Raw genomic sequence first — 20,462 nt, 5'->3', positions numbered from 1 at the left:
AGGTTTCCTCCGAGATATAGATTTTGTTTGGTAGCATTATTATATCAGAAACCTATGTGTCATTTTTTATAGGTGTTGCACTTGTATTGTAAATTCGCCTGGTATAAAAGTCAATATTCTTCCTATCTTAAAAGAAAAAGTAGATTCTTATCAAAAAAGTCATCCGCATCAAGAAATATGTAATATTTACCCTTTACAACCGCCATGCCAGTATTTCTTGCCACACCAGCATATAAGTTCTTTTGCCGTAATACATAAATTCGAAAATCAATTTTTGCATATTTTTCTAAAATTTCCAACGAATTATCATTGAACCATCATCAACGCATATAATTTCAAAATCGTCAAAAGTCTGATTAATCAAAGAATCTAAACATCTGACATATATACTTTTTCTGCGTTATATACAGGAATAATGACAGAAATTAATGGCATAAATGCACCGCCTTAAAAAATACTATTTATTTCGCATATATTCTTCATATTGATCACATAATATTTTCGTTTCCCCAATTCCCATCATTTTTCCCTGCTCAATCCAAACAACTTTAGTACAAAGATTGCGAATTTGCTCCATAGAATGAGAAACTAAAATTGTTGTAATACCACTATGAATTAAATCCTGCATCCGCTTTTCACTTTTTTTTCTAAAAGCAATATCACCAACAGATAAAACTTCATCTAAAACAAGAATATCTGGGCTAACCATAGATGCAAGAGAAAATGCTAATTTAGATTTCATACCAGAACTTAATCGCTTAAAAGCTACATCTTCATATTCTTCTAATTCAGCAAATTTAACAATCTCAGGATATTGTTCTGTAATAAATTTCTTGGTATATCCCAGCATAGCCCCACGTAAAAATACATTTTCCTTTACAGTTAACTCGCCATCAAACCCTGCACCTAATTCAAGTAAAGGAGCAATTTTTCCATTGATAGATATAGAACCTTCAGTCGGCGGCATAATTCCAGCTAAAACTTTCAAAATAGTCGATTTTCCAGATCCATTGGAACCAATGATTCCGAGCAAATCACCCTTTTCAATATTAAACGTAATATCACGCAATGCCCATTTTTCTTTTACTGTAATTTGCCCTTTTATTTTTCTTATAAAAAATTCTTTTAAACCAATATCTTTAAAATCCCCAATGATATATTTAACTGATACATTATGAACTTCGATTATATTCATACTTCCCACCATAACCTATACATAATATAAGAATTTATAGTTATATTTTTTATATACAAAAAATCCTATTAATAAAAAAATAATTGAATATACAAAACAAACTGCATGATATTCTAATGAAGGAACACGTGAATAAATAACTATTTCACGAATGTAATTCATAAATAAAAATAAAGGATTGATATAAAAGATATATGCCATATCACCTAAAATATCTGGAGTATAAAAAACAGGCGTACAATAATTAAGGGCTGTCATAAACACACCATATAAATACTGGATATCTTTAAAAAATACAAATAGTGCCGAAAGAATCATTGATACACCTACGACTGTCAGTATTAAACAAAAAATGGGAAAAATCAATAATATAAAATTAGCATGAATAGATAATCCATCACCAATAACAAATATAAAATATAAAACAAGTGTAAGCCCAAAATTAATTGAAGAGGACGCTATGTTGGAAAATAAAAATAAATATTTAGGCACATTTACTTTAGAAAAAATACTAGCATTATTAACTAATGCTCCCATTCCAGCATTTGTTGCCTGGCTATAATACGTCATTACTACAATACCTGTAAATAAGTAAATAGTATAATGAGATGCCCCTCTGCCAAAAAAGCTGCCAAAAACAAAATCCATTACTAACAAGGTAAATAACGGAGCCAACATACTCCATAAAATTCCCAACACACTTCGCTTATATTTTGTTTTAAAATCTCGTTTCATAAGTTCACTAAACACAAAGTGATAAGTCAATATTTTATATTTAATATCTTGTATTCCCTTGAACATAAATAAATCCTTTCCTTATTTAATGCCTAAATATCTCTTCCAAAATACACTTGTCCGAAGATTTTGATGACGAAACGCTTTATAACTTGTATCAATAGATTGATAGTTCAAAATAATTTTGATAATATAGGCAAATATATTAATATAATTTTTAATTTGCGGCGACATTTTAGTTAATTCTGTCACTTCAGCCATTTTTAGATCAGCGCCTTTACTTACTATTTTAGTAAATCCATTAAAATAATCCTGTAATGCAAAGGACAAAATCTGTATAGAAGAAAAATCTCTTTTCTTGCCTCGCTTATAAAGCCGACCAAGTATTGCTAACAATAAAGTTCCTAAACCACACCCATCGACATAGTGATTCAGAATAAAACTATTCCTATCAGAAAAAAAGCGTATGGTTTGACTCATTTTTTTTGAAAAAGTCTCATGCCATACTCCAATACCATTAAGTGTTAGCAACTCGTGTCTATTACGTATTCCATATTCCATATCATCGCTTTTAATAAAAACTGGCAAGGGATATCCTATTTTCTTAATTCTTTCTAGTGGAATGCAACAATACCACCAACCAGCATATTGATTCTGATGCTTTTTAGTGGCTTCATTTTTAACTAGATTATCTATGGCAGATAAGTCCAATCCTTTATTAACAACCTCTGAAATAAATTTACTCCAATATGCAGTATTTTCATGCTGAATGACAGGCTTTTCCATTGTAAGCATAGCTCCGCTCAAGAAGCTATCTTTATATTCTTCTTTTAATCCGCACAAAAGAGAATGCGAGCGTTCTAATGCAGACGGCTCCAAAACGATATCATCATCCATGAGCAGGACATAATCAACCTGATTTTCATCAACGTATTCAATCATAGCTCTTGTAAATCCACCGCTGCCACCAAAATTTCGATTATGAATAATGCGAATCCCATCTTTATCATACTCTTTTAGCGTGCTACCATTATCGACAACTAACACTTGCAGCCAAGGATTATACGCCTTAAATTGTTCCAACAACCGAAGCGTACGAAGCACATATTCTTCCCTTTTGAAAGTACATATTCCTATCCCAATTTTTTTATCCTGCCATTGAGCAAACTCGCCATAGTAAGTTCCGCCGCAATACTGCGCTCCATTGGTTAACGCACGTAAAGAAAAGCCAAACACATACCCCGATAAATCCTGTATAGGCCATGAACGGCAATACACACCATCATGTATCACTTCTCGTAAAATCGGCTTGCTTTCAGCTGGTGAATATACGGTAACAATAAGTTCAAAGTTTCCCCGGATTCTCAATTCCAAAACAAGATTTTGGATAGTTGTAAATTTACTCCATTTTATGATACTAAACGAATTAAAATATGTGCAGAAGTCTAATGTATCTCCCTTGCGCAAAGGTTCTTCTACAAAGTTTATTGATGATTTTCGTATGTATAATGCGTCTTTTGCAGTTTCTTTTGTTGTCACCAATGAGTATAGTTTTTCCATCATAGACTCCAAATCTTCCGTTTTATAAATTTTCCGCCTTTTTTCAGCCAATTTTGCTTTTCCAAAAAAGAAACCCTTTGCTCTACGTAGGGCACGTGATTGGTTTCCAGCCATACATCCAATAAGCGTTCTGCAAGGAAACCGTATACCCTAGACTGATAGGCATCGTATTGGCTGATATCCAGTTGCTTTTCTAATTCAAAAAGCAAGCTGAACAACCAGAAACAATAGGCGTCATAGTAATCTCGGCGCATGACGAACATATTAAACCGATGGCCCCATGTCCGCTGCATCACTAACTCAAACGCCGGGTCATACTGCGAACACTGCTGATGAAGCAATTCTTTGACGGCCTTTAAATCGCCGGCATAATGGGCATGTTCATACTGGCTCTGTGTCGTTTCGATAAAGTAATTGCGCTTTCCCGGCACAATGATCGGTGCAGCCTGCAGAAGCCGCTGAAAATCGTCGCCACGAAGAATATTCCTTCGCTTAGCCTCTGTCGTCATAGCCCACTGGGTATGGGAAAAATAGCGGCGGTAGTGTACCAATCCAACATAGTCTGCATCCAGATTTTTCCAAGCCCAGTATAAGGCCGTCAATTCGCAAAAGTTTGGATTCTTCTCACTTATATTATCACCAGTATCATCCCTTGTATAGCCCAAATCGGCTTTTCCCGCCGCTCCGACGTGGACCGGCAAGTACACGTCGTCATCAGGCATCCAGTATTTTTTATGGGCAGCAATCAAAATTTTTATATTCAACGGCATGTCTACCTTTCTTTTCAAACGTGTTGTTCAGCACATTAAATGTGTTGTTTAGCACACTAAATTTGTTGTTTAACACACTAAATGTGTTGTTTGACACACTAAATGTGTTGTTTGACACATTAAATGCGTTGTTCAGCACACTAAATGTGTTGTTCAGTGTCTATGAGTTACCACATCTACTAACCTAATATGCGCCTTTTTTCCCTAGAACGACGCCAATCGTCCGCCAAATTAAGACAATATCAAACCAGACGTTCCAATTTCGAACATACCAGGTATCCATCTGAACTCGTTCGTCATAGGTCACGTCATTGCGGCCGCTGGTCTGCCACATGCCCGTAATGCCGGGGCGCACCATGTAGAAATCATTAATATATCGGCCGTATTTAGGGACTTCCGCTTTAATAATAGGCCGCGGGCCTACGAGGCTCATGTCCCCTTTCAGCACGTTGATTAGCTGGGGCAGCTCATCCAAGCTGGTCTTGCGAAGGAAGGCGCCGCTTTTCGTGATACGCGGATCGTTTTTCAGTTTAAATTCACTGTGCCATTCTTCTCGCGCTTTGGGATCAGCTTCCAGCAGTTCCTCTAATTTTATATCAGCATCCATACACATGCTGCGGAATTTATAACAGGAAAACTCTTTTCCACCCCGCCCTATACGGCGATGCTTAAAAATAACCGGGCCGGGCGAATCTTTATAAATCCAGAACGCAATCGCCGCCAATACGGGGGAGATACAAATCAAGCCTGCTATCGTGCAGATCAAATCAAAGGCACGCTTGAGGAATCTATTATACCACTGAGCCAGATTATTACGGAAGCTGAATGTAACGATATGCCCGTCAATCAAGCTCTCCATATCCAAGGTCGCCAAGGGCATTTTTCCCATGTCAGGAATAAAAGCAACTCTCTTTACTAATGGCTGCAGCCGATATACAATCCCCTGAACATCTTCATTTTTTAGGCCCGGCGCAATGACCAGCACATGCTTTACGCCGGTCTGCCTGATAACGTTCTCCGCATCAGAAAACGTCCCCAAATGAGGCATCATAGCCAATACTTTTTTTTCTGGTACGTTATCCTCTAAAAAGCCAATAAAATCATATCCCAAACCGGCGTCTTTCTGCAAGTACTCCAACACCAAGGCCGCCGTCTTTCCTGCACCCATGATTAAAATTGGAACTTGCAGCACCTTTACGTGGTTTAGTACTTTTTTTATGATATAGCGGCCTATAACGAGAAACGTAAAAGCAAAAATACACAGTAGCCCGACGAATAACCGTGAGGTCTGCGACGCTGTCTGCGCGAGATACATGACAAAAACCAATAATCCAATAGAATATAGGTTGACACTAAAAATCTCAGACATAATCCGCCAGAACTGTGTGCGGCGAGTATATAATTCATGAGTCTGCATAAAAATAATGTACACAAACGGGATAATAACGTGTATGCTCAACCATGACAGGCGCAACGTCGTTTCCGGCACTAGGAGATTACGCAAATGAAAAGAAACCATTTCAGCGCATAAAATGGCCGCGTAATCAACTACCAGCAGCACCACTGGCATCAATATCGCGCTATGTTTATTTTTTATCGATATAGAAGAAGATAATTCATGTTTCTTCATGTCGGCTGCACTCACTTTAGCATAATTCCAAATTTATCAAATTATATTATACCTTAATTATACTCAGTCGTCTACGCCCCCCGCTGACTGCAACAAAACTGTAACAAATAAAGGAAACAAGGGAATTTAAATGTTTTAACTACACTCATATGGCTATCACATTACTTAATTCTTACATTCCTCTTACACATGCCTGTCCGCTATAAGAATCAATGTCATATTTTCATGCAGATGAACTGCTTCATTCGGCAAATTCATCATATCATTTTTCAAACCCTCTGCCGCACTTTTCATCAAGACCACTTCACCACGTACGTTTTTATGCTGCAATATATTATAATAGAAAAAAGAAGAACAGCCTGAGCCATTCTTCTTTTTATCTGTGCTGCCATATTTCGTTGTCTTACTCTTCGTCTTCCATCATATCGCCGTTGTGGTATACGTCCTGGACGTCGTCCAGGTCTTCCAGGGCGTCGATGAGTTTTTCGAGCTTTTCTGTGCCTTCGGCGTCCAAGGTAATGGTGTTGTCCGGAACCATGGTGATGGATGCGTGTTCTGTTTCGATACCGGCGTCAGCCAAGGCTTTTTCTACGTCGTCAAAGGATTCGGGCGTCGTTACGATTTCAAATTCTTCGCCTTCGGTCTTGACGTCGTCGGCGCCTGCTTCGAGGGCTACTTCCATGATCTGATCTTCGTCGGCGTTTTCCTTGCTTACGACGAAGATGCCCTTGCTCTTGAACATCCAGCCTACGCAGCCTGTTTCGCCGAGACTGTTGCCGTATTTGGAGAATACGTGGCGGACTTCGGCAGCCGCGCGGTTGCGGTTATCCGTGAGGACGTTGACCGTAACGGCAACGCCTGCCGGGCCGTAGCCTTCGTACGTAATTTCTTCGTAGTTCTGACCTTCTGTAGCGCCGGCGCCTTTCTGGATCGCCCGCTTGATATTATCTTTCGGGATGTTGTTTTCTTTTGCTTTTTGGAGAGCCAATTTCAAGCGCATGTTGCCGACCGGGTCCGGGCCGCCCATACGGACGGCGATGGTGATTTCACGGCCGATTTTCGTGGTGATTTTGCCGCGGATGGCGTCGTTCTTGCCTTTTTTACGCTTAATATTTGCCCATTTCGAATGTCCAGACATTCTGTGTTCCTCCTCTTATTGCCACCACGCTTCGCCGGCCAGACGGTCTAAAATAATGGCCGCCGCCGAGCGGACGGATAAGTGGTTGTAGTCTCCTGCGCCGTATACGGGCTCCAGGATATAATCAAATTTCTCCATCGTCTCTTTCGTCATGCCGTAGCCTGTCCCAAAGAGCAGCAGCACCGGCGTGTCGTCTTCCTCACGCTTGCGGCGCAGCTCCTTATAGGAAATGGTATTGGCATAGGTCCGCGCGTCCGTCGTCACGACGTAAGGGCGTTTTCCCTCCGCCTCTTCTACGGCCTTGACGGCGTCTTCAATAGACGGGCGGATGTCGACGATGTCGAAAGCCTGGGTGCGGTAGGCGTTGTACTTCCTGCCGGCCGGGCTTTCCCAAAAGTCCATGATCTTATGCACCATGTCCAGCTGTCCCGGCACATGATGGATAATGAAGTATTTTTTCACGCCATAGGTCTTGGCCGAACGGGATATGTCATGGAGATCATAGTTCGTAATTGCCGTGGCTATGACGTTGAAATGTTTGTCATATATGGGGTAGTGCACCAATCCTACGTACAGAGACGATTTCATCGGCTTTCTTCTCCTTCCAGCTCCGCCAATATGGCCTTGTCCTTCGCTGACAGGTCGCAGGTTTCCAGCAGGTCGGGCCGCTTCTGCAGCGTCCGTTCCAGGGATTTGCGGCGCCGCCAGGCGTCTATCTTGGCGTGGTCGCCGTTTCGGAGCACCTCCGGGACGGTCAGGCCGCGGAATACGGCCGGCTTGGTATACTGGGGATATTCCAGCAGAGAAGCGTAAAACGAATCGTCAGCCGCACTTCCAGCTGCGCCGAGGACGCCGGGAATCATGCGGGCTACGGCGTCGGTGATAGTCATCGCCGGCAGCTCGCCGCCGGTTAGGACGTAATCGCCGACGGAAATGGTTTCATCGGCCAGGCTTTCTTCTACGCGGTAGTCTACGCCTTCGTAGTGGCCGCACAGCAGGATGAGCTGGTCGTACGTCGCCAGCTCCCTGGCCTTGGCCTGCGTGAAGGTTTCACCGGCAGGCCCCATGAGGATGACGCGCCGTTTCGGTACGTCGCGGCGCACGGCCTCTACAGCCGCAAAAAGCGGCCCTGCTTTCATAAGCATGCCGCAACCGCCGCCATAAATCGTGTCGTCTACCATATGATGACGGTCATAGGTGAAATTTCTCGGATTGGTTACATCCAGCTCCAGCAGGCCGGCCGCGCGGGCCCGTCCGATAATGCTGTGCCGGTAAAAGGCCTCTATCAATTCCGGGAAAAGTGATATTATATCGATTCTCATTCGTCTACCCATTCAGGCGGGTCGAGCACCATTTTTCCAGACTCTTCGTCAATGGATTTGACGACGTCGGGAATAGCCGCAAAGAGCGTTTCCTTTCCTTCGTCGTCGGTTACGACGTACACGTCGTTGCTGCCCGTCCGCAAGACGTCGGTAACAGTCCCTAATTTCACATCCTGCAAATCGTAAGCCGTCATGCCGATAATGTCGAAGATGTAATGCTGGCCTTCTTTCAGAGGCATCAAATCTTCTCTCGGCACCTGGAGCTCCTTGCCCCGGAGCAGCTCGGCGGCATTGCGGTCGTCGACGCCGACGAACTTCATAAGGACGACGCGCTTATGGAGCCGCGCGGCGGCAACTTCGTACTTCTTGCCGTCGATGTAGCCGTATTTCATTTGCAGGAAACGCTTCGGAAAATCCGTATCGGGATAAATACGAACATCACCCCGCACGCCGTGCGGGGCAACTATTTGACCGATTGTAAAGAAATCCAATCCAGCCATCGTATTTTATTGGCGAATGGCAACGATCTTGTCGTCTTCGACCAAGATTTCCGTTCCCATTAATTTACCCAAATCATCGCCGACTTGGACGACTACGGTCTGTTCAAGCGTGCCTTGTCTGATTTCGGAACCGATTGCTAACTGTTCAGCTTCGTTTCTGTCATGCTGCGCTTTTGCTTTGGCAGCCTGGAGACGCTGTTTTTGTTCTTCTACGCGGGCCCGCAGGGAAATCAAGCCCTGGGCGTCGATTTTCGCCTGCTCGGTCATCATGCGTTTGGCCTGGAATTCCAGGTTCTGCATTTCCCGATCGATATCACTCAGCGCCTGGTCCGTATTTCTGAGGATTTTATCCTTCAGCGCCTGGGTTACCTTGGCTTTTACGGCGACAGGAACGCGCAATGTAATCTGATCCATGGTTCCTCCTATACGATATCAACGGATACTTTCTTGTTCGCCTTCACTGCCGCAGCCTTGACAACAAGGCGCAGCGCTTTCGCGATTTTGCCTTGTTTGCCAATGACTTTGCCCATATCTTCGGGCGCGACATGAAGCTGATATACTTCGAGGCCTTTTTTCTGAATTTTCGTAACTGTAACTGCTTCGGGCTGTTTGACGAGCGCCTTGGCAATACATGCAATTAATTCTTCCATATGTCTCAGCCTCTCTTACTTCTTCTTGGATGCTTCAAACTGAGCCATGATGCCGGCTTTTTTGAAAAGGGAGCGAATCGTATCGGTAGGCTGTGCACCTTTGCCGAGCCATGCTACTGCTTCTTCAGCGTTGACTACCAAACGGCTGTCAGCGTCTTTAGCCGGATCGTACGTGCCAATCGTCGCAACCGGACGGCCGTTGTTGCGGGCGTCGCGGGAATCCGCTACGACAACACGGTAGAACGGTTTCTTTTTAGCACCTAAACGAGCCAAACGAATTTTAATCATTGAAATTCACCTCCTCTATATGGTATCCCTATTCGGGGAATCAGCTATTTAAAAGGGCAGGCGGGGCAGGAAGCCGCGCCGTTTCCCCTGCTGTGCTTTCTTAGCCTGCTTCATCATCTTCTGCATCTCCGTAAACTGCTTGAGAAGGCGGTTTACGTCCTGGACGCGGGTGCCGCTGCCCTTGGCGATGCGCCGCTTGCGGCTGTCCTTGATGAGCATTTTCGGGTTCGTACTCGCCCGTTCCTGGGCGGTCATGGACGTGATAATCGCTTCAATGCGCTTGAACTCCTTGCCGTCCATGTCGATTTTGTCGAGTTCTTTTTTATACTTGCCAATGCCGGGAATGAGGCTCATAAGACTGCCCATATTTCCCATTTTCTTGATCATCTGCAGTTGGCTGAGAAAATCATCAAAGGTAAAGCTGCCGCTCTTCATGGTCTTTTTCATGTTGGCCATGGATTCTTCGTCAAAAGCAGCCTGTGCCCGTTCGATAATTGTTTCTACGTCGCCTAAATCAAGAATTCGCGACGCATAGCGGTTCGGATGGAATTCTTCCAATCCGTCGAGCTTTTCACTGACGCCGATATACTTAATCGGCTTGCCCGTCACGGCTTTGATGGACAACGCAGCGCCGCCGCGGGCGTCGCCGTCGAGCTTGGTCATGATCATGCCGTCGATGCCGAGGGCGTTGTCGAAGGCCGAGGCTGCCGTTACGGCGTCCTGGCCGGTCATGGCGTCTACGACGAGGAGGATTTCATGAGGATGAACTTCTCCTTTGATGTTGACCAGCTCGTCCATGAGGACTTCGTTGATGTGCAGGCGGCCGGCCGTATCGATGATGACGATATCGCGGAGATGGCTCAAGGCGTAAGGAATAGCGTCTTTGGCAATCTTAACCGGGTCCTGACAGCCTTCTTCCGTATAGACAGGCACGTCCAGTTCCTGTCCCAGTACCTGGAGCTGCGTAATCGCAGCCGGGCGGTATACGTCGCCGGCGACCAGCAGCGGGCTTTTGCCCTGCTTTTTCAGCAACCGGGCCAGCTTGCCTGCCGTCGTCGTCTTACCGGCGCCCTGCAGGCCTACGAGCATGACGACCGTCGGCGGCTTGGACGCGATGGCGATGCGGCTCTGCGTCCCGCCGAGGAGCTCTGTCAGCTCGTCGCGGACAATTTTAATAACGGTTTGAGAAGCATTCAAACTGCCGAATACTTCTTCGCCTACGGCTTTTTCCCGTACGCGCTTGATAAAATCTTTCGTAACGGCAAAGTTAACGTCGGCTTCCAGCAATGCGCGGCGCATCTCTTTCAGCGCTTCGCTTACGTCTTCCTCCGACAGCTTGCCCTTGCCGCGAAGCTTTTTGAAGGCCGCTTGAAACCGTTCTGACAAACTTTCGAATGGCATAAAAAGCCTCCTTTATAGCTCGATTTCTTTCAATATATGCGCAGCTTGTTCAATCTGCTCGGCCGTCCCCTGCTCCAGCAAGGCTGCGGCCTGTTCCAGCTTCTCCCGGGCCGCGTCATTCCGGGCCAGCAGGTGAAGCCGTTCTTCATATTCTTCCAGCGAACGCGATGCCCGGCGCAGCATGTCGTACGCGCCTTGTCTGGAAATGTTCAGCTCTTCGCCGATTTCTGTCAGCGACAGATCCATTTCAAAATACATTTCCATACAGCGCCGCTGCCGCTCCGTCAAAAGAGGCCCGTATATATCGAGGAGCCGTCCCTTGCGTACTACGTCTTCCAGCATGTTGTCACCGCCTCCGCATTCAGCGCACTGTGATAGTATACATAAAAAGGAGTTGCCTGTCAAGTAGTTTTACTTGTCAGATATAATTTTATCGGCCGTTTTATGCTGCCCGAATGGTAGAACGGCCTGCTGCGCCTTTCTCACATTGACCCGGACGTTATAAAAGGTGCTTCCCCGTCCCTTATCGCTCAGGCGCTGCGACGTCAGGGCGTTGACCGACCGGTCGCCTGGGCAGCGCTCGATCCACCACAGGCCTTCCGACACGACCTGGCCCGGCGCCGTCCGGTCCGTTATATGGAGGGTAAATAAGGCTTCACCCCGGCTGTTCCAAGCGACGACCTTCTCGCCATCGCTGAATCCCTGCCGGGCCGCGTCGTCGGGATGCATGAACAACACCATCGTGCGGGAACGGGTCAATTCGTCCCGTTCATTAAAAGACGAATCCAATACGCGCGGGTCTGTTCCGTTGGTGAAATAGTAATCTCCGTCTTCCTCGCAGGCTGGGAAATAGTCAGGCACGGCCGGCGTTTCCCTGTCATTTCTGATTTCGATTTTTCCCGACGGCGTGCCGAAGGTCAGCTTGTACTGCTCCGGCAGTCCCAGCTCGACGGGGTCGCCGCGGCGCAGGGCTTCCCCGTCGACGGGCACGGGCCAGGAACTCGTCGAATCGATAAGCGCCTCGACGAGATCGTCTTCGCTTTGATGGAAAAACGGATCGTCTATTCCCATTGCTTTTGCTAAATCGCAGGCGACGCGCCAGTTGGACCGGCATTGCCCTAAGGGTTCGATGACGGCCTTTCCTCGTCCGACGACGTAGCTGCCGTATGAATAATAGAGGTCGTCATGCTCCAGCGACGTCGTCGCCGGCAAGATGATGTCAGCGTAGCGGGCCGTATCGGTCAGGAACCGTTCGTGGACGACGGTAAACAAATCTTCCCGGGACAATCCGGCGATGACTTGATTTTGGTCAGGAGCCGTGCAAGCTGGGTTGGATGAATAGACAAAGAGGCTGCGGATAGGCCGCTCTGTCTGCAGCAGGGCCGAGCCGATTTCGCACATATTGACGCGCCGCGCCGGCTTTTTCCACTCGTCCTTTGTCACGACGGACTGGTCGAAGGCCGTACTGCACGACGTCGACATCATCAGGCCGCCGCCATCGTGCTGCCATGCGCCGACAGCGGCAGGCAGACAGGCAATGAGCCGCACGGTCATGGCTCCATTCGTATAGCGCGACAGTCCCGTGCCGAGACGGATAAAGGGAGCCCTCGCCCGGCCATAAGCCGCAGCCAGCTCTTCTACAACAGCTGCCGGAACGCCTGTCGCGTCCTGCACATAGGCCGGCGTATACTTCTGCAGCACGTCCTGCGCCAATTCCGTCCAGCCCTGCACGTATGCATCGATAAAGGCCTCGTCGCACAGGCCGTCCCGCTGGAGACAATGCAAAACGCCCAAGGCCAAGGCCCCGTCGCTGCCCGGCTGGGTCTGGATAAACCGGTCGGCCCGCCGCGCCGTCTCGGTAGCGTACGTATCAATGCACCAGACCTGAGCGCCCCTCTTCTTCGCCTCCTGCACATCCTTGAGAAAATGGAGATTCGTCGACAGCATGCTGATGCCCCAGAGGATGAGGAAATCGCTGTGCTGCGCCTCCTGAGGCCTCATGCGCAGCGTACGTCCCATGACGCTGTTCCACCCGTAGTTCTTAGCGGCCGAGCAAATCGTCCGTTCCAGCTCGGACGCGCCAAGCCGATACCATAAGCCGTGGTATGCATTGTGCTGGACCATGCCCATCGTGCCGGAAAAGGAATAAGGCAATATCGCTTCGCCGCCGTATGCATGGATGATGTGCCGCCATCTTTCGGCAATGTCTCGCAGCGCCTCGTCCCAGGATATGGATTCAAATTGGCCGGAGCCTTTTGGACCGGTCCGGCGCAGCGGCGTCAGCAATCGCCTTGGCGAATATACCGTCCGCTCGTAATGGGCCATTTTCGGGCACAGCATCCCCCGGGTAAAGGGATGAGCGGGATTGCCAGCTACCTTGACGACGACGCCCTTATCTCTGTAAGCCAATATCCCGCAGGCGTCAGGACAATCGTAGGGACAAACGGTTTTGCAGATTTCCATAGTCTCACCTCGTATGCACTAGTCTATATCCGCATTGTATAAAACAGATGTATGTTTGTCAAAATCAAAGAACCTCCTGTATACGAAAAAAAGCGTTCTGCCGAGAGAACGCCTTATTACGTACATATATTATTGTATTAAAAGAAACCGTTTTTCTTTCCATATATCGTCCAACGTCACATTCGATAGGGCGTCGAACAGGCCCATATGAAAGCTGCCCATGCCCTTGGATTCCTGCGCCGCCTGCTCGCCGGCGATGCCCATAACCGCCGCAGCCAGCACCGCCGCGTGCCACGGCTCATGGGCCGACATATACACAGCCGTCAGTACGCCGAGCATGCAGCCCGTGCCGGTCAGCTTTGCCAGAACCGGCGTGCCGTTGGCAATGCCGCAGGCCTGCGTTCCATCGGTTACGACGTCGACAGGGCCGCTGGCCAATACGACAGCCTGATGGGCCGCCGCATAAGCGCCGAATTCTCCAGCCGCCGCGGCAAAGGTATCTGCCGTCACGGCGTCGGCCGCGCCGGCGTCGACGCCCGAGCCATGGGAATCTAACCCGCAGAGGGCGCGGATTTCCGAGCTGTTGCCCTTGATGACTGCCGGATGATAGGCCTCGATAAAGTCATGGGCAAAACGGCGGCGCAGGGTACTGCACGATACGCCTACGGCGTCGATGAGAATGGGTATGCCCAATTCATTGGCCCGCGCGGCAGCCCGCTGCATGCCCTCCATGCGGTCGTCGGCAATATTTCCCAAATTCACGGCCAGCACGGAAGCCAGCGACACGAATTCCGCCGCTTCCTCCGGGTGAGACGCCATGTTGGGACTGGCCCCGACGGCCAGAACCAAATTGGCGCAGTCGTTCATCGTGATGGGATGGGTGATACAGTGAATGAGCGGCTTCGTCTCTTCGACATGGCGAAGAATGGACGCAAAGGACTCATACAGATTATTTTCGTTTTCCATTTTCATATACCTGAATACCTAATTTCTGCTGAAATTCGCGAAGCGTGCCGCTGCGGGACAAGGCCATGAGCAGGCAGAAGGCGATGGAACCGCCGATGAGGGTCCCGCTGATGAACATGGGCACGTAGTACATCCACGACAAGCCCGTACGGCCGTAGAAGATTTCCATAACCGGGTAAGACACGACAGCGCCGATAATGCCGGTGCCGATGATTTCACCGATGACGGCGCAGATAATCTTGCCCTTCGACGCCCGGTACAGCAAGCCCGACAAGACAGCGCCAAAGACAGCCCCCGTCAGCGCCAGCGGCGGAATCCCCATGATCGTCATGCGGATAATGCCGATGAGCGTCGCGCACAGCAGGGCATACCAGGGCCCCATGAGGACGGCGCAGACGATATTGATCAAATGCGCCATGGGGCACATGCCTTCAATACGCAGAATCGGCGAAATGACGACGCCCAGACCAATCAGCATAGCCAGCAGCACCAGCCGCAGCACTTTTTTATCTTTTTCCATAAAAAAACTTCACTCCCTTTATTGTATTCCCGGCATATCTGCGGCAACACGAGGAGCGAAGTTTTTATGATTGCAGCTTAAATACACGGCTCCCGCCTGCAGACGCCAAGGCATCGGTCGGTACTCCCTAGTACCCTCTCACCCCGAAACACGGGTTCCCTCGCTATGTATTGAAAAAAGACTCAGGGCGCTCCCCCTCAATCTCAAGTCTTAGTATAGCAAAATCGAGGGAGATGTCAATTATATCCTATATATGATTATTTCCAAAATTCAACTTCCGACAAGTTGAGGCCGATGGATTCGGCTTTGAAGACCGGGTTCTTGCCTTCGGCGCGCTGCCGCTGGTAGTCCTTCAAGGCTTTGACGGCAACGTTGCCCAGAATAAGGCAGGCCGGGATGTTGATGAGGCACATGAAGCCCATGAGAATATCGGCGATAGCCCATACGGCGGCCATGGACATGCCGGCGCCGACGAAGATGGCGATGACGCAGACAACGCGGAAGGCCGTCATGAACTGTTTGGTCGGTTCGCCGCGGTGAATGAAGTTAATGCAGTTATCGACATAGAATAGGTTGCCGATGAGCGTCGTAAAGGCAAACAATACCATGCTGAAGGTAATCAGCATCGGGCCGAAGCTGCCGTATGCCGACGTGGCGGCCTGCTGGATGTATACGGCCCCGGCCGCTTCTTCCGTAATGGGCACGCCGGAGCACAGGCCGAGGAAAGCCGTCGCGCTGCAGACGAGCATCGTATCGATGAAGACGGACAGCATCTGCACCAAGCCCTGCTTTACGGGATGGCTTACGTGAGCCGACGCGGCAGCGTTCGGAGCCGAGCCGATACCGGCTTCATTGGAGAACAGGCCGCGTTTGATGCCGTAAATCATGCACGAACCGGCGACACCGCCCAGGATCGCTTCAAAGTCAAAGGCGTCGGCGAAAATCATGGCCAACACGTTGGGAATTTCACCGATGTGGAACAATACGACAAACAGGGCCGCTAAAATATAAATCGCGCCCATGACGGGAACCATGACCGACGTCACCTTGACGATGCGCTTGCCGCCGCCCATGACGCAGTAGCCGACGAGGAGGGCGATAATCGCACCGAGAATCCACGGCGTCGACGTCTGGTCATAGAAATCATATACGGCAAAGGTCGACTGGAGGTTGTACGAAGCCAGCATGTTGAAACCGCCGGCATAGGTCAGAATCAAAAAGACGGCGAAGATGACGCCTAAGGTGCGGTTATGCATGGCCGTTTCGATATAGTACGCCGGGCCGCCGTAGCTTCCGCCTTGGCTGTCGCGCCGCTTGTACACCTGGGCCAGGGTGCTTTCGATAAAGGCGCTGGCTCCGCCGATAAAGGCCAGCAGCCACATCCAGAATACCGAGCCCGGGCCGCCCAGGCAGACGGCCGTCGACACGCCGATGATGTTGCCCGTACCGACGCGGGAGGCCGTAGAAATCATGAGGGCCTGAAAGGAGGAAATAGCCCCCTTTTCTACAGGCTCTTCCATGACGACGCGCACGCTTTCGCCGAACATGCGGATCTGAACGAGGCCCGTCTTAGCCGAAAAAATCAGGCCGGCTACGCTGAGGACGACGATCAGCACGGGATAGTACATAAAATCATCTAAAGCTAATAATAAATCCATACTACGTCTCGCACTTCCTTTCTCTTTGACATCTCGGCGCATCTTGTCTATCCCGGGAGTGCAGACGATAGGACAGTACGGCCTGAGCAATCAAATAATAAAATCTTTTTTCACTATATAAAAAGCGTAATACGTTTTACGATGATTGTCAATAATTATACAGGAATAGCCTATATCAAATTGATATGCAGTTTGTCTTTCCATTGCGTATTGCATATCTTATGTAAAGGGACGAGCGACTGAAAATCTGCAAGATTATGACCTCTTTCGTAATTTATATTTTTCAAAGTGCCGTTCCATTTATTTTCTTTACTTCAGCCCTGTAGTATAATAAAAAAGAAAGAAAGGTGATTATACATGTCCTTACTGCCAAATCTCATTGCGCAAGCCATTGCCTTCGACCGAGGCGACGCCCGGCGCATCCATCATTTCCTCAAGGTTTACGCCTATGCCGATACGATCGGCCGCTTGGAAGGCCTCCCTGACGACGTGCAGGAAACGCTCTCCGCAGCGGCCGTCCTTCACGACATCGGCATCCACGCCGCCGAAGAAAAGTACGGCAGCTCCAGCGGCAAATACCAAGAACTCGAAGGGCCGGCGCCGGCACGGCACATCCTCTCGTCGTTAGGCTGCGATGAAGGGCGCATCGACCGCGTCTGCTACCTCATTGCCCATCACCATACGTACGACGGCGTAAACGGCATGGATTATCAAATCCTGCTGGAAGCAGATTTCCTCGTCAACGCTTATGAAGACAACCTGACTAAAGAAGCAATCTGCACGTTCTGCCGCAAGGTTTTCCGTACAGAAAGCGGCATCCGGCTGCTGCGAGAAACATTTGATATACAAGATATATAAAAGGAGGAGTTTTCCATGACCAACGTAGACAAATTCATCGATATGGTCCAGCATTCGGATAATATCGTATTCTTCGGCGGTGCCGGCGTATCGACGGAAAGCGGCATTCCCGATTTCCGCAGCGTCGACGGCTTATATAATCAGAAATATAAGTACCCGCCGGAAACGATTTTAAGCCATTCCTTTTACGTCAGCCAGCCTGAAGAGTTTTACCGGTTTTACCGCGACAAGATGCTCTGCCTGGATGCGCAGCCCAACGCTGCTCATATAAAATTAGCCGAATTGGAACAGGCCGGCAAGCTGAAAGCCATCGTCACGCAGAACATCGACGGCCTCCATCAAAAAGCCGGCAGCAAAAACGTCCTCGAACTGCACGGCAGCGTGCACCGCAACTTCTGCCAGCGCTGCCATAAATTCTTCGACGCCGAGTACATGCTCCACAGCGACGGCGTGCCGAAGTGCGATGCCTGCGGCGGCCCCATTAAGCCCGACGTCGTCCTGTATGAAGAAGGACTGGACAACGACGTCATCGAACAGTCCCTGTACTATATCAGCCATGCCGACATGCTCATCATCGGCGGCACATCCCTCGTCGTCTATCCGGCAGCCGGCCTGGTCCGCTACTACGGAGGCCATAAGCTGGTCCTCATCAATAAGTCGGCGACGGATATGGATAAGTCGGCCGATTTAGTCATCAACGAGCCTATTGGCGAAGTATTCAGCCGCATTACACTATAACGACACAAAAAGGAGACAGGCCCTCTTCGGCTGTCTCCTTTTTTATGCATACGCACGCATTATTATGAATTATAATTCCATTTCAGCAAAAAGGCCGAGTTGACGATGACTATAACCGAGCCGGCATTGTGCACTAGGGCGCCGACGACGGGGTTTAATATGCCGACCATGGCTAAGGCGACGGCAATGAAATTCAGGGTCATGGAAAAGGTCAGGTTGCATTTAATCGTAAACATCATCCGTTTCGATAAGGCCACTAAATGGGGCAGTTCTTTGACTTCATCGTCTACGAGGACGATATCGGCGGCGTCGATGGCGATGTCGCTGCCAATGCCGCCCATAGCGATGCCTACGTCGGACCGTTTCAAGGACGGCGCGTCGTTGATGCCGTCACCAATCATGCAGATGCGTTCCCGCCTGTTTTGGTAATCCCGAATATGACGGAGCTTGTCTTCCGGCAGGCATTGGGCATGTACGTCCTGAATCCCTAGCTGGGACGCGATGGCCTTTGCGGCGTTTTCGTTGTCCCCAGTCAGCAGCACCGGCTGTACGCCTAATCTGGTTAAATCCTGCATCATAGCTGCGCTTTCCCTGCGCACCGTATCGGTCAATGCCAGAAAGCCGGCAAATGCGGAATCGACGGCAACGTATATGATCGTACTGCCTTGGGCAATATATTCCTCGGCCCTATCTTTTGCTTCTTTCGATAGGACAGTACCAGCCGCTTCCATCATGGATTCATTACCGGCACGGACGTCTCTTCCCTCTATGCAGGCCGTTACGCCGGAGCCGACGATCATGTGAAACTGTTCCGCCCTCGGCAAGGCTGTGCCGTAAAGCTGCTGGAATCCCCGCACGACGGCTTTGCCCAAGGGATGTTCCGACGACGCTTCCGCTGCGGCTGCCAGCCGGTACAGCTGTTCTTCGCCCATAGCGGCTCCTGCCGTCCAGACGGCGGTCACCTGCGGTAGTCCATACGTCAAGGTGCCGGTCTTATCAAAGGCTATTTTCGATACGCCGGCCAGGCGCTCCAGGGCATCGCCTTCGCGGACGAGGAACCCGTGCTTCGTCACGTTGCCGATACCGGCCATGATAGCCGTCGGCGTAGCCAATACGAGGGCGCAGGGACAAAATACGACGAGAATCGTAACGGAACGGATTATTTCCCCAGTAACAAACCAGGTTGCAGCGGCAGCCGACAACGCGGCGATGACAATCCATGTCGCCCAGCGGTCAGCGATGCCGACGATCTTGGCCTTTCCGGCGTCAGCCGACTGGACGAGGCGGATCATGCGCTGAATAGAGCTGTCTTCACCGACCTTCTTCGCTTCCATCGTAAAAGCGCCGAATTGGTTTACCGTACCGCTCGCCACGGTATCGCCGGCTTTTTTATCTACCGGCAGGGATTCGCCGGTCATGACGGCCTGGTTCACTGACGTCTGGCCGGACAGGATGACTCCGTCGACGGGAATCGTTTCGCCGGGAATCACGCGCAGGATATCGCCGACCTGTACATGACTGGCTTCGATGAGTTCTTCCTTGCCGCCGCGCAGCACCCGGGCCGTCTGCGGCGTCAAGCGGACGAGCTTTTCAATTCCAGCCCGGGCTTTGGAGACGGTCATTTCTTCCAGCAGCGCGCCGAGCTGCATGATGAAGGCAACTTCACCGGCGGCAAAATCTTCGCCGATGATAACTGCCGCGACTAAGGCAATCGATACGAGTACGTCGGCTTTAATGTCAAATTTCGTAATCAGCCCAATACAGGCCTCTAAGATAATCGGCACGCCGCACAGTACGATAGCCACCCATGCCGGCTCAAAGGGCAGGGACCATAGATCAAAAATGCTGACAACCAGGGCAATCCCCGATATAACCAGCAAAACAATATCCTTTTTCATACCGCCTAATTCCAAAAACCATTCGAGTCGCTCAACCATATCATATCCCTCCTAAATAGGTATACCCCTATATGTATATCTTTTATGTGTTCATTATACATATAGGGGTATAGGCAGTCAAGTAAAATAAAAAAGAGACAGCGCGTCGGAATCTCTCCTTCACGCTATCTCT

21 protein-coding genes and 1 pseudogene are annotated in these 20,462 nt (G+C 49.3%); 2 read left to right on the top strand and 20 right to left on the bottom strand.

All coding sequences use genetic code 11. From position 1 onward, the window contains the following. Nucleotides 1–122: 122 nt before the first annotated feature. From OCV58_RS12240 to OCV58_RS09485, 19 genes and pseudogenes are all read right to left on the bottom strand, one after another. Nucleotides 123–388 (bottom strand): annotated as a pseudogene (locus tag OCV58_RS12240) (glycosyltransferase family 2 protein). Nucleotides 389–457: 69 nt separating this feature from the next. Beyond that, nucleotides 458–1,195, bottom strand: coding sequence for an ABC transporter ATP-binding protein (locus tag OCV58_RS09570; RefSeq protein ID WP_154877718.1), 738 nt, complete (start codon nucleotides 1,193–1,195; stop codon nucleotides 458–460). A 15-nt stretch (nucleotides 1,196–1,210) separates the two neighbouring features. Beyond that, complete coding sequence (locus OCV58_RS09565) at nucleotides 1,211–1,996, bottom strand: ABC transporter permease (RefSeq protein WP_154877717.1); 786 nt, start codon at nucleotides 1,994–1,996, stop codon at nucleotides 1,211–1,213. Between the two features lie 15 nt (nucleotides 1,997–2,011). Beyond that, complete coding sequence (locus tag OCV58_RS09560) at nucleotides 2,012–3,604, bottom strand: glycosyltransferase (protein ID WP_154877716.1); 1,593 nt, start codon at nucleotides 3,602–3,604, stop codon at nucleotides 2,012–2,014. Beyond that, nucleotides 3,490–4,254, bottom strand: coding sequence for a DUF4422 domain-containing protein (locus OCV58_RS09555; RefSeq protein ID WP_154877715.1), 765 nt, complete (start codon nucleotides 4,252–4,254; stop codon nucleotides 3,490–3,492). Before OCV58_RS09555 ends, OCV58_RS09560 begins: the two co-directional genes overlap by 115 nt. A gap of 190 nt (nucleotides 4,255–4,444) precedes the next feature. Continuing rightward, on the bottom strand, nucleotides 4,445–5,890 hold the full coding sequence (gene wbaP / locus OCV58_RS09550; RefSeq protein ID WP_154877714.1) for an undecaprenyl-phosphate galactose phosphotransferase WbaP: 1,446 nt from the start codon (nucleotides 5,888–5,890) through the stop codon (nucleotides 4,445–4,447). Between the two features lie 403 nt (nucleotides 5,891–6,293). Then, a complete protein-coding gene (locus tag OCV58_RS09545) occupies nucleotides 6,294–7,028 on the bottom strand; it encodes a YebC/PmpR family DNA-binding transcriptional regulator (RefSeq protein WP_154877713.1) in 735 nt (244 codons plus the stop codon). A gap of 15 nt (nucleotides 7,029–7,043) precedes the next feature. Beyond that, the gene (locus tag OCV58_RS09540) at nucleotides 7,044–7,616 is read right to left on the bottom strand and encodes an RNA methyltransferase (RefSeq protein WP_154877712.1); all 573 of its coding nucleotides are present in this window, start codon (nucleotides 7,614–7,616) and stop codon (nucleotides 7,044–7,046) included. Further along, nucleotides 7,613–8,350 (bottom strand): tRNA (guanosine(37)-N1)-methyltransferase TrmD, encoded by a 738-nt coding sequence (gene trmD, locus OCV58_RS09535; protein WP_154877711.1) that lies wholly within the window; start codon nucleotides 8,348–8,350, stop codon nucleotides 7,613–7,615. The genes OCV58_RS09540 and trmD overlap by 4 nt, the downstream gene beginning before the upstream one ends. Next, on the bottom strand, nucleotides 8,347–8,850 hold the full coding sequence (gene rimM, locus OCV58_RS09530) for a ribosome maturation factor RimM (protein ID WP_107196759.1): 504 nt from the start codon (nucleotides 8,848–8,850) through the stop codon (nucleotides 8,347–8,349). The genes trmD and rimM overlap by 4 nt, the downstream gene beginning before the upstream one ends. A gap of 6 nt (nucleotides 8,851–8,856) precedes the next feature. Continuing rightward, a complete protein-coding gene (locus OCV58_RS09525) occupies nucleotides 8,857–9,264 on the bottom strand; it encodes a YlqD family protein (protein ID WP_087478289.1) in 408 nt (135 codons plus the stop codon). Nucleotides 9,265–9,272: 8 nt separating this feature from the next. Continuing rightward, a complete protein-coding gene (locus OCV58_RS09520) occupies nucleotides 9,273–9,500 on the bottom strand; it encodes a KH domain-containing protein (RefSeq protein ID WP_087478288.1) in 228 nt (75 codons plus the stop codon). A gap of 15 nt (nucleotides 9,501–9,515) precedes the next feature. Next, entirely contained in the window at nucleotides 9,516–9,788 is a 273-nt protein-coding gene (gene rpsP / locus OCV58_RS09515) for a 30S ribosomal protein S16 (RefSeq protein ID WP_107196758.1), read from the bottom strand. 48 nt (nucleotides 9,789–9,836) lie between these two features. Next, nucleotides 9,837–11,189 (bottom strand): signal recognition particle protein, encoded by a 1,353-nt coding sequence (ffh, locus tag OCV58_RS09510; RefSeq protein WP_154877710.1) that lies wholly within the window; start codon nucleotides 11,187–11,189, stop codon nucleotides 9,837–9,839. A gap of 12 nt (nucleotides 11,190–11,201) precedes the next feature. Continuing rightward, nucleotides 11,202–11,531, bottom strand: coding sequence for a YlxM family DNA-binding protein (gene ylxM / locus OCV58_RS09505; protein ID WP_095629450.1), 330 nt, complete (start codon nucleotides 11,529–11,531; stop codon nucleotides 11,202–11,204). Between the two features lie 69 nt (nucleotides 11,532–11,600). Continuing rightward, the gene (locus OCV58_RS09500) at nucleotides 11,601–13,652 is read right to left on the bottom strand and encodes a molybdopterin-dependent oxidoreductase (RefSeq protein WP_154877709.1); all 2,052 of its coding nucleotides are present in this window, start codon (nucleotides 13,650–13,652) and stop codon (nucleotides 11,601–11,603) included. 129 nt (nucleotides 13,653–13,781) lie between these two features. Further along, on the bottom strand, nucleotides 13,782–14,624 hold the full coding sequence (gene thiM, locus OCV58_RS09495) for a hydroxyethylthiazole kinase (protein ID WP_154877708.1): 843 nt from the start codon (nucleotides 14,622–14,624) through the stop codon (nucleotides 13,782–13,784). Then, nucleotides 14,602–15,138 carry an energy coupling factor transporter S component ThiW gene (gene thiW / locus OCV58_RS09490; protein ID WP_087478282.1) on the bottom strand — a complete coding sequence of 179 codons (537 nt, stop codon included), beginning with the start codon at nucleotides 15,136–15,138 and terminating at the stop codon, nucleotides 14,602–14,604. The genes thiM and thiW overlap by 23 nt, the downstream gene beginning before the upstream one ends. A 257-nt stretch (nucleotides 15,139–15,395) precedes the next feature. Then, complete coding sequence (locus OCV58_RS09485; protein WP_154877707.1) at nucleotides 15,396–16,796, bottom strand: alanine/glycine:cation symporter family protein; 1,401 nt, start codon at nucleotides 16,794–16,796, stop codon at nucleotides 15,396–15,398. 357 nt (nucleotides 16,797–17,153) lie between these two features. Here OCV58_RS09485 and OCV58_RS09480 point away from each other — a divergent pair, with 357 nt between their 5' ends. Together OCV58_RS09480 and OCV58_RS09475 are read left to right on the top strand one after the other, a co-directional pair. Next, on the top strand, nucleotides 17,154–17,654 hold the full coding sequence (locus OCV58_RS09480; protein ID WP_154877706.1) for an HD domain-containing protein: 501 nt from the start codon (nucleotides 17,154–17,156) through the stop codon (nucleotides 17,652–17,654). A 15-nt stretch (nucleotides 17,655–17,669) separates the two neighbouring features. After that, complete coding sequence (locus OCV58_RS09475) at nucleotides 17,670–18,392, top strand: NAD-dependent protein deacylase (RefSeq protein ID WP_154877705.1); 723 nt, start codon at nucleotides 17,670–17,672, stop codon at nucleotides 18,390–18,392. Nucleotides 18,393–18,454: 62 nt separating this feature from the next. Here the strand turns inward: OCV58_RS09475 and OCV58_RS09470 are convergent, their stop codons facing one another. Next, nucleotides 18,455–20,329: a heavy metal translocating P-type ATPase gene (locus OCV58_RS09470; protein WP_154877704.1), complete on the bottom strand. Its 1,875-nt coding sequence runs from the start codon at nucleotides 20,327–20,329 to the stop codon at nucleotides 18,455–18,457. Between the last annotated feature and the right edge of the window lie 133 nt (nucleotides 20,330–20,462).

Source organism: Megasphaera stantonii (genome assembly GCF_025567065.1).
Classification (GTDB): Bacteria; Bacillota; Negativicutes; order Veillonellales; family Megasphaeraceae; genus Megasphaera; species Megasphaera stantonii.
This window is presented reverse-complemented; position numbering and strand designations above follow the sequence as displayed.

Coding starts and splice junctions, on each gene's coding strand:
- OCV58_RS09570 (WP_154877718.1), bottom strand. CDS start 1,195: ATGAATATAATCGAAGTTCATAATGTATCAGTTAAATATATCATTGGG.
- OCV58_RS09565 (WP_154877717.1), bottom strand. CDS start 1,996: ATGTTCAAGGGAATACAAGATATTAAATATAAAATATTGACTTATCAC.
- OCV58_RS09560 (WP_154877716.1), bottom strand. CDS start 3,604: ATGGCTGGAAACCAATCACGTGCCCTACGTAGAGCAAAGGGTTTCTTT.
- wbaP (WP_154877714.1), bottom strand. CDS start 5,890: ATGAAGAAACATGAATTATCTTCTTCTATATCGATAAAAAATAAACAT.
- OCV58_RS09545 (WP_154877713.1), bottom strand. CDS start 7,028: ATGTCTGGACATTCGAAATGGGCAAATATTAAGCGTAAAAAAGGCAAG.
- OCV58_RS09540 (WP_154877712.1), bottom strand. CDS start 7,616: ATGAAATCGTCTCTGTACGTAGGATTGGTGCACTACCCCATATATGAC.
- trmD (WP_154877711.1), bottom strand. CDS start 8,350: ATGAGAATCGATATAATATCACTTTTCCCGGAATTGATAGAGGCCTTT.
- rimM (WP_107196759.1), bottom strand. CDS start 8,850: ATGGCTGGATTGGATTTCTTTACAATCGGTCAAATAGTTGCCCCGCAC.
- OCV58_RS09525 (WP_087478289.1), bottom strand. CDS start 9,264: ATGGATCAGATTACATTGCGCGTTCCTGTCGCCGTAAAAGCCAAGGTA.
- OCV58_RS09520 (WP_087478288.1), bottom strand. CDS start 9,500: ATGGAAGAATTAATTGCATGTATTGCCAAGGCGCTCGTCAAACAGCCC.
- rpsP (WP_107196758.1), bottom strand. CDS start 9,788: ATGATTAAAATTCGTTTGGCTCGTTTAGGTGCTAAAAAGAAACCGTTC.
- ffh (WP_154877710.1), bottom strand. CDS start 11,189: ATGCCATTCGAAAGTTTGTCAGAACGGTTTCAAGCGGCCTTCAAAAAG.
- ylxM (WP_095629450.1), bottom strand. CDS start 11,531: ATGCTGGAAGACGTAGTACGCAAGGGACGGCTCCTCGATATATACGGG.
- OCV58_RS09500 (WP_154877709.1), bottom strand. CDS start 13,652: ATGGAAATCTGCAAAACCGTTTGTCCCTACGATTGTCCTGACGCCTGC.
- thiM (WP_154877708.1), bottom strand. CDS start 14,624: ATGAAAATGGAAAACGAAAATAATCTGTATGAGTCCTTTGCGTCCATT.
- thiW (WP_087478282.1), bottom strand. CDS start 15,138: ATGGAAAAAGATAAAAAAGTGCTGCGGCTGGTGCTGCTGGCTATGCTG.
- OCV58_RS09485 (WP_154877707.1), bottom strand. CDS start 16,796: ATGGATTTATTATTAGCTTTAGATGATTTTATGTACTATCCCGTGCTG.
- OCV58_RS09480 (WP_154877706.1), top strand. CDS start 17,154: ATGTCCTTACTGCCAAATCTCATTGCGCAAGCCATTGCCTTCGACCGA.
- OCV58_RS09475 (WP_154877705.1), top strand. CDS start 17,670: ATGACCAACGTAGACAAATTCATCGATATGGTCCAGCATTCGGATAAT.
- OCV58_RS09470 (WP_154877704.1), bottom strand. CDS start 20,329: ATGGTTGAGCGACTCGAATGGTTTTTGGAATTAGGCGGTATGAAAAAG.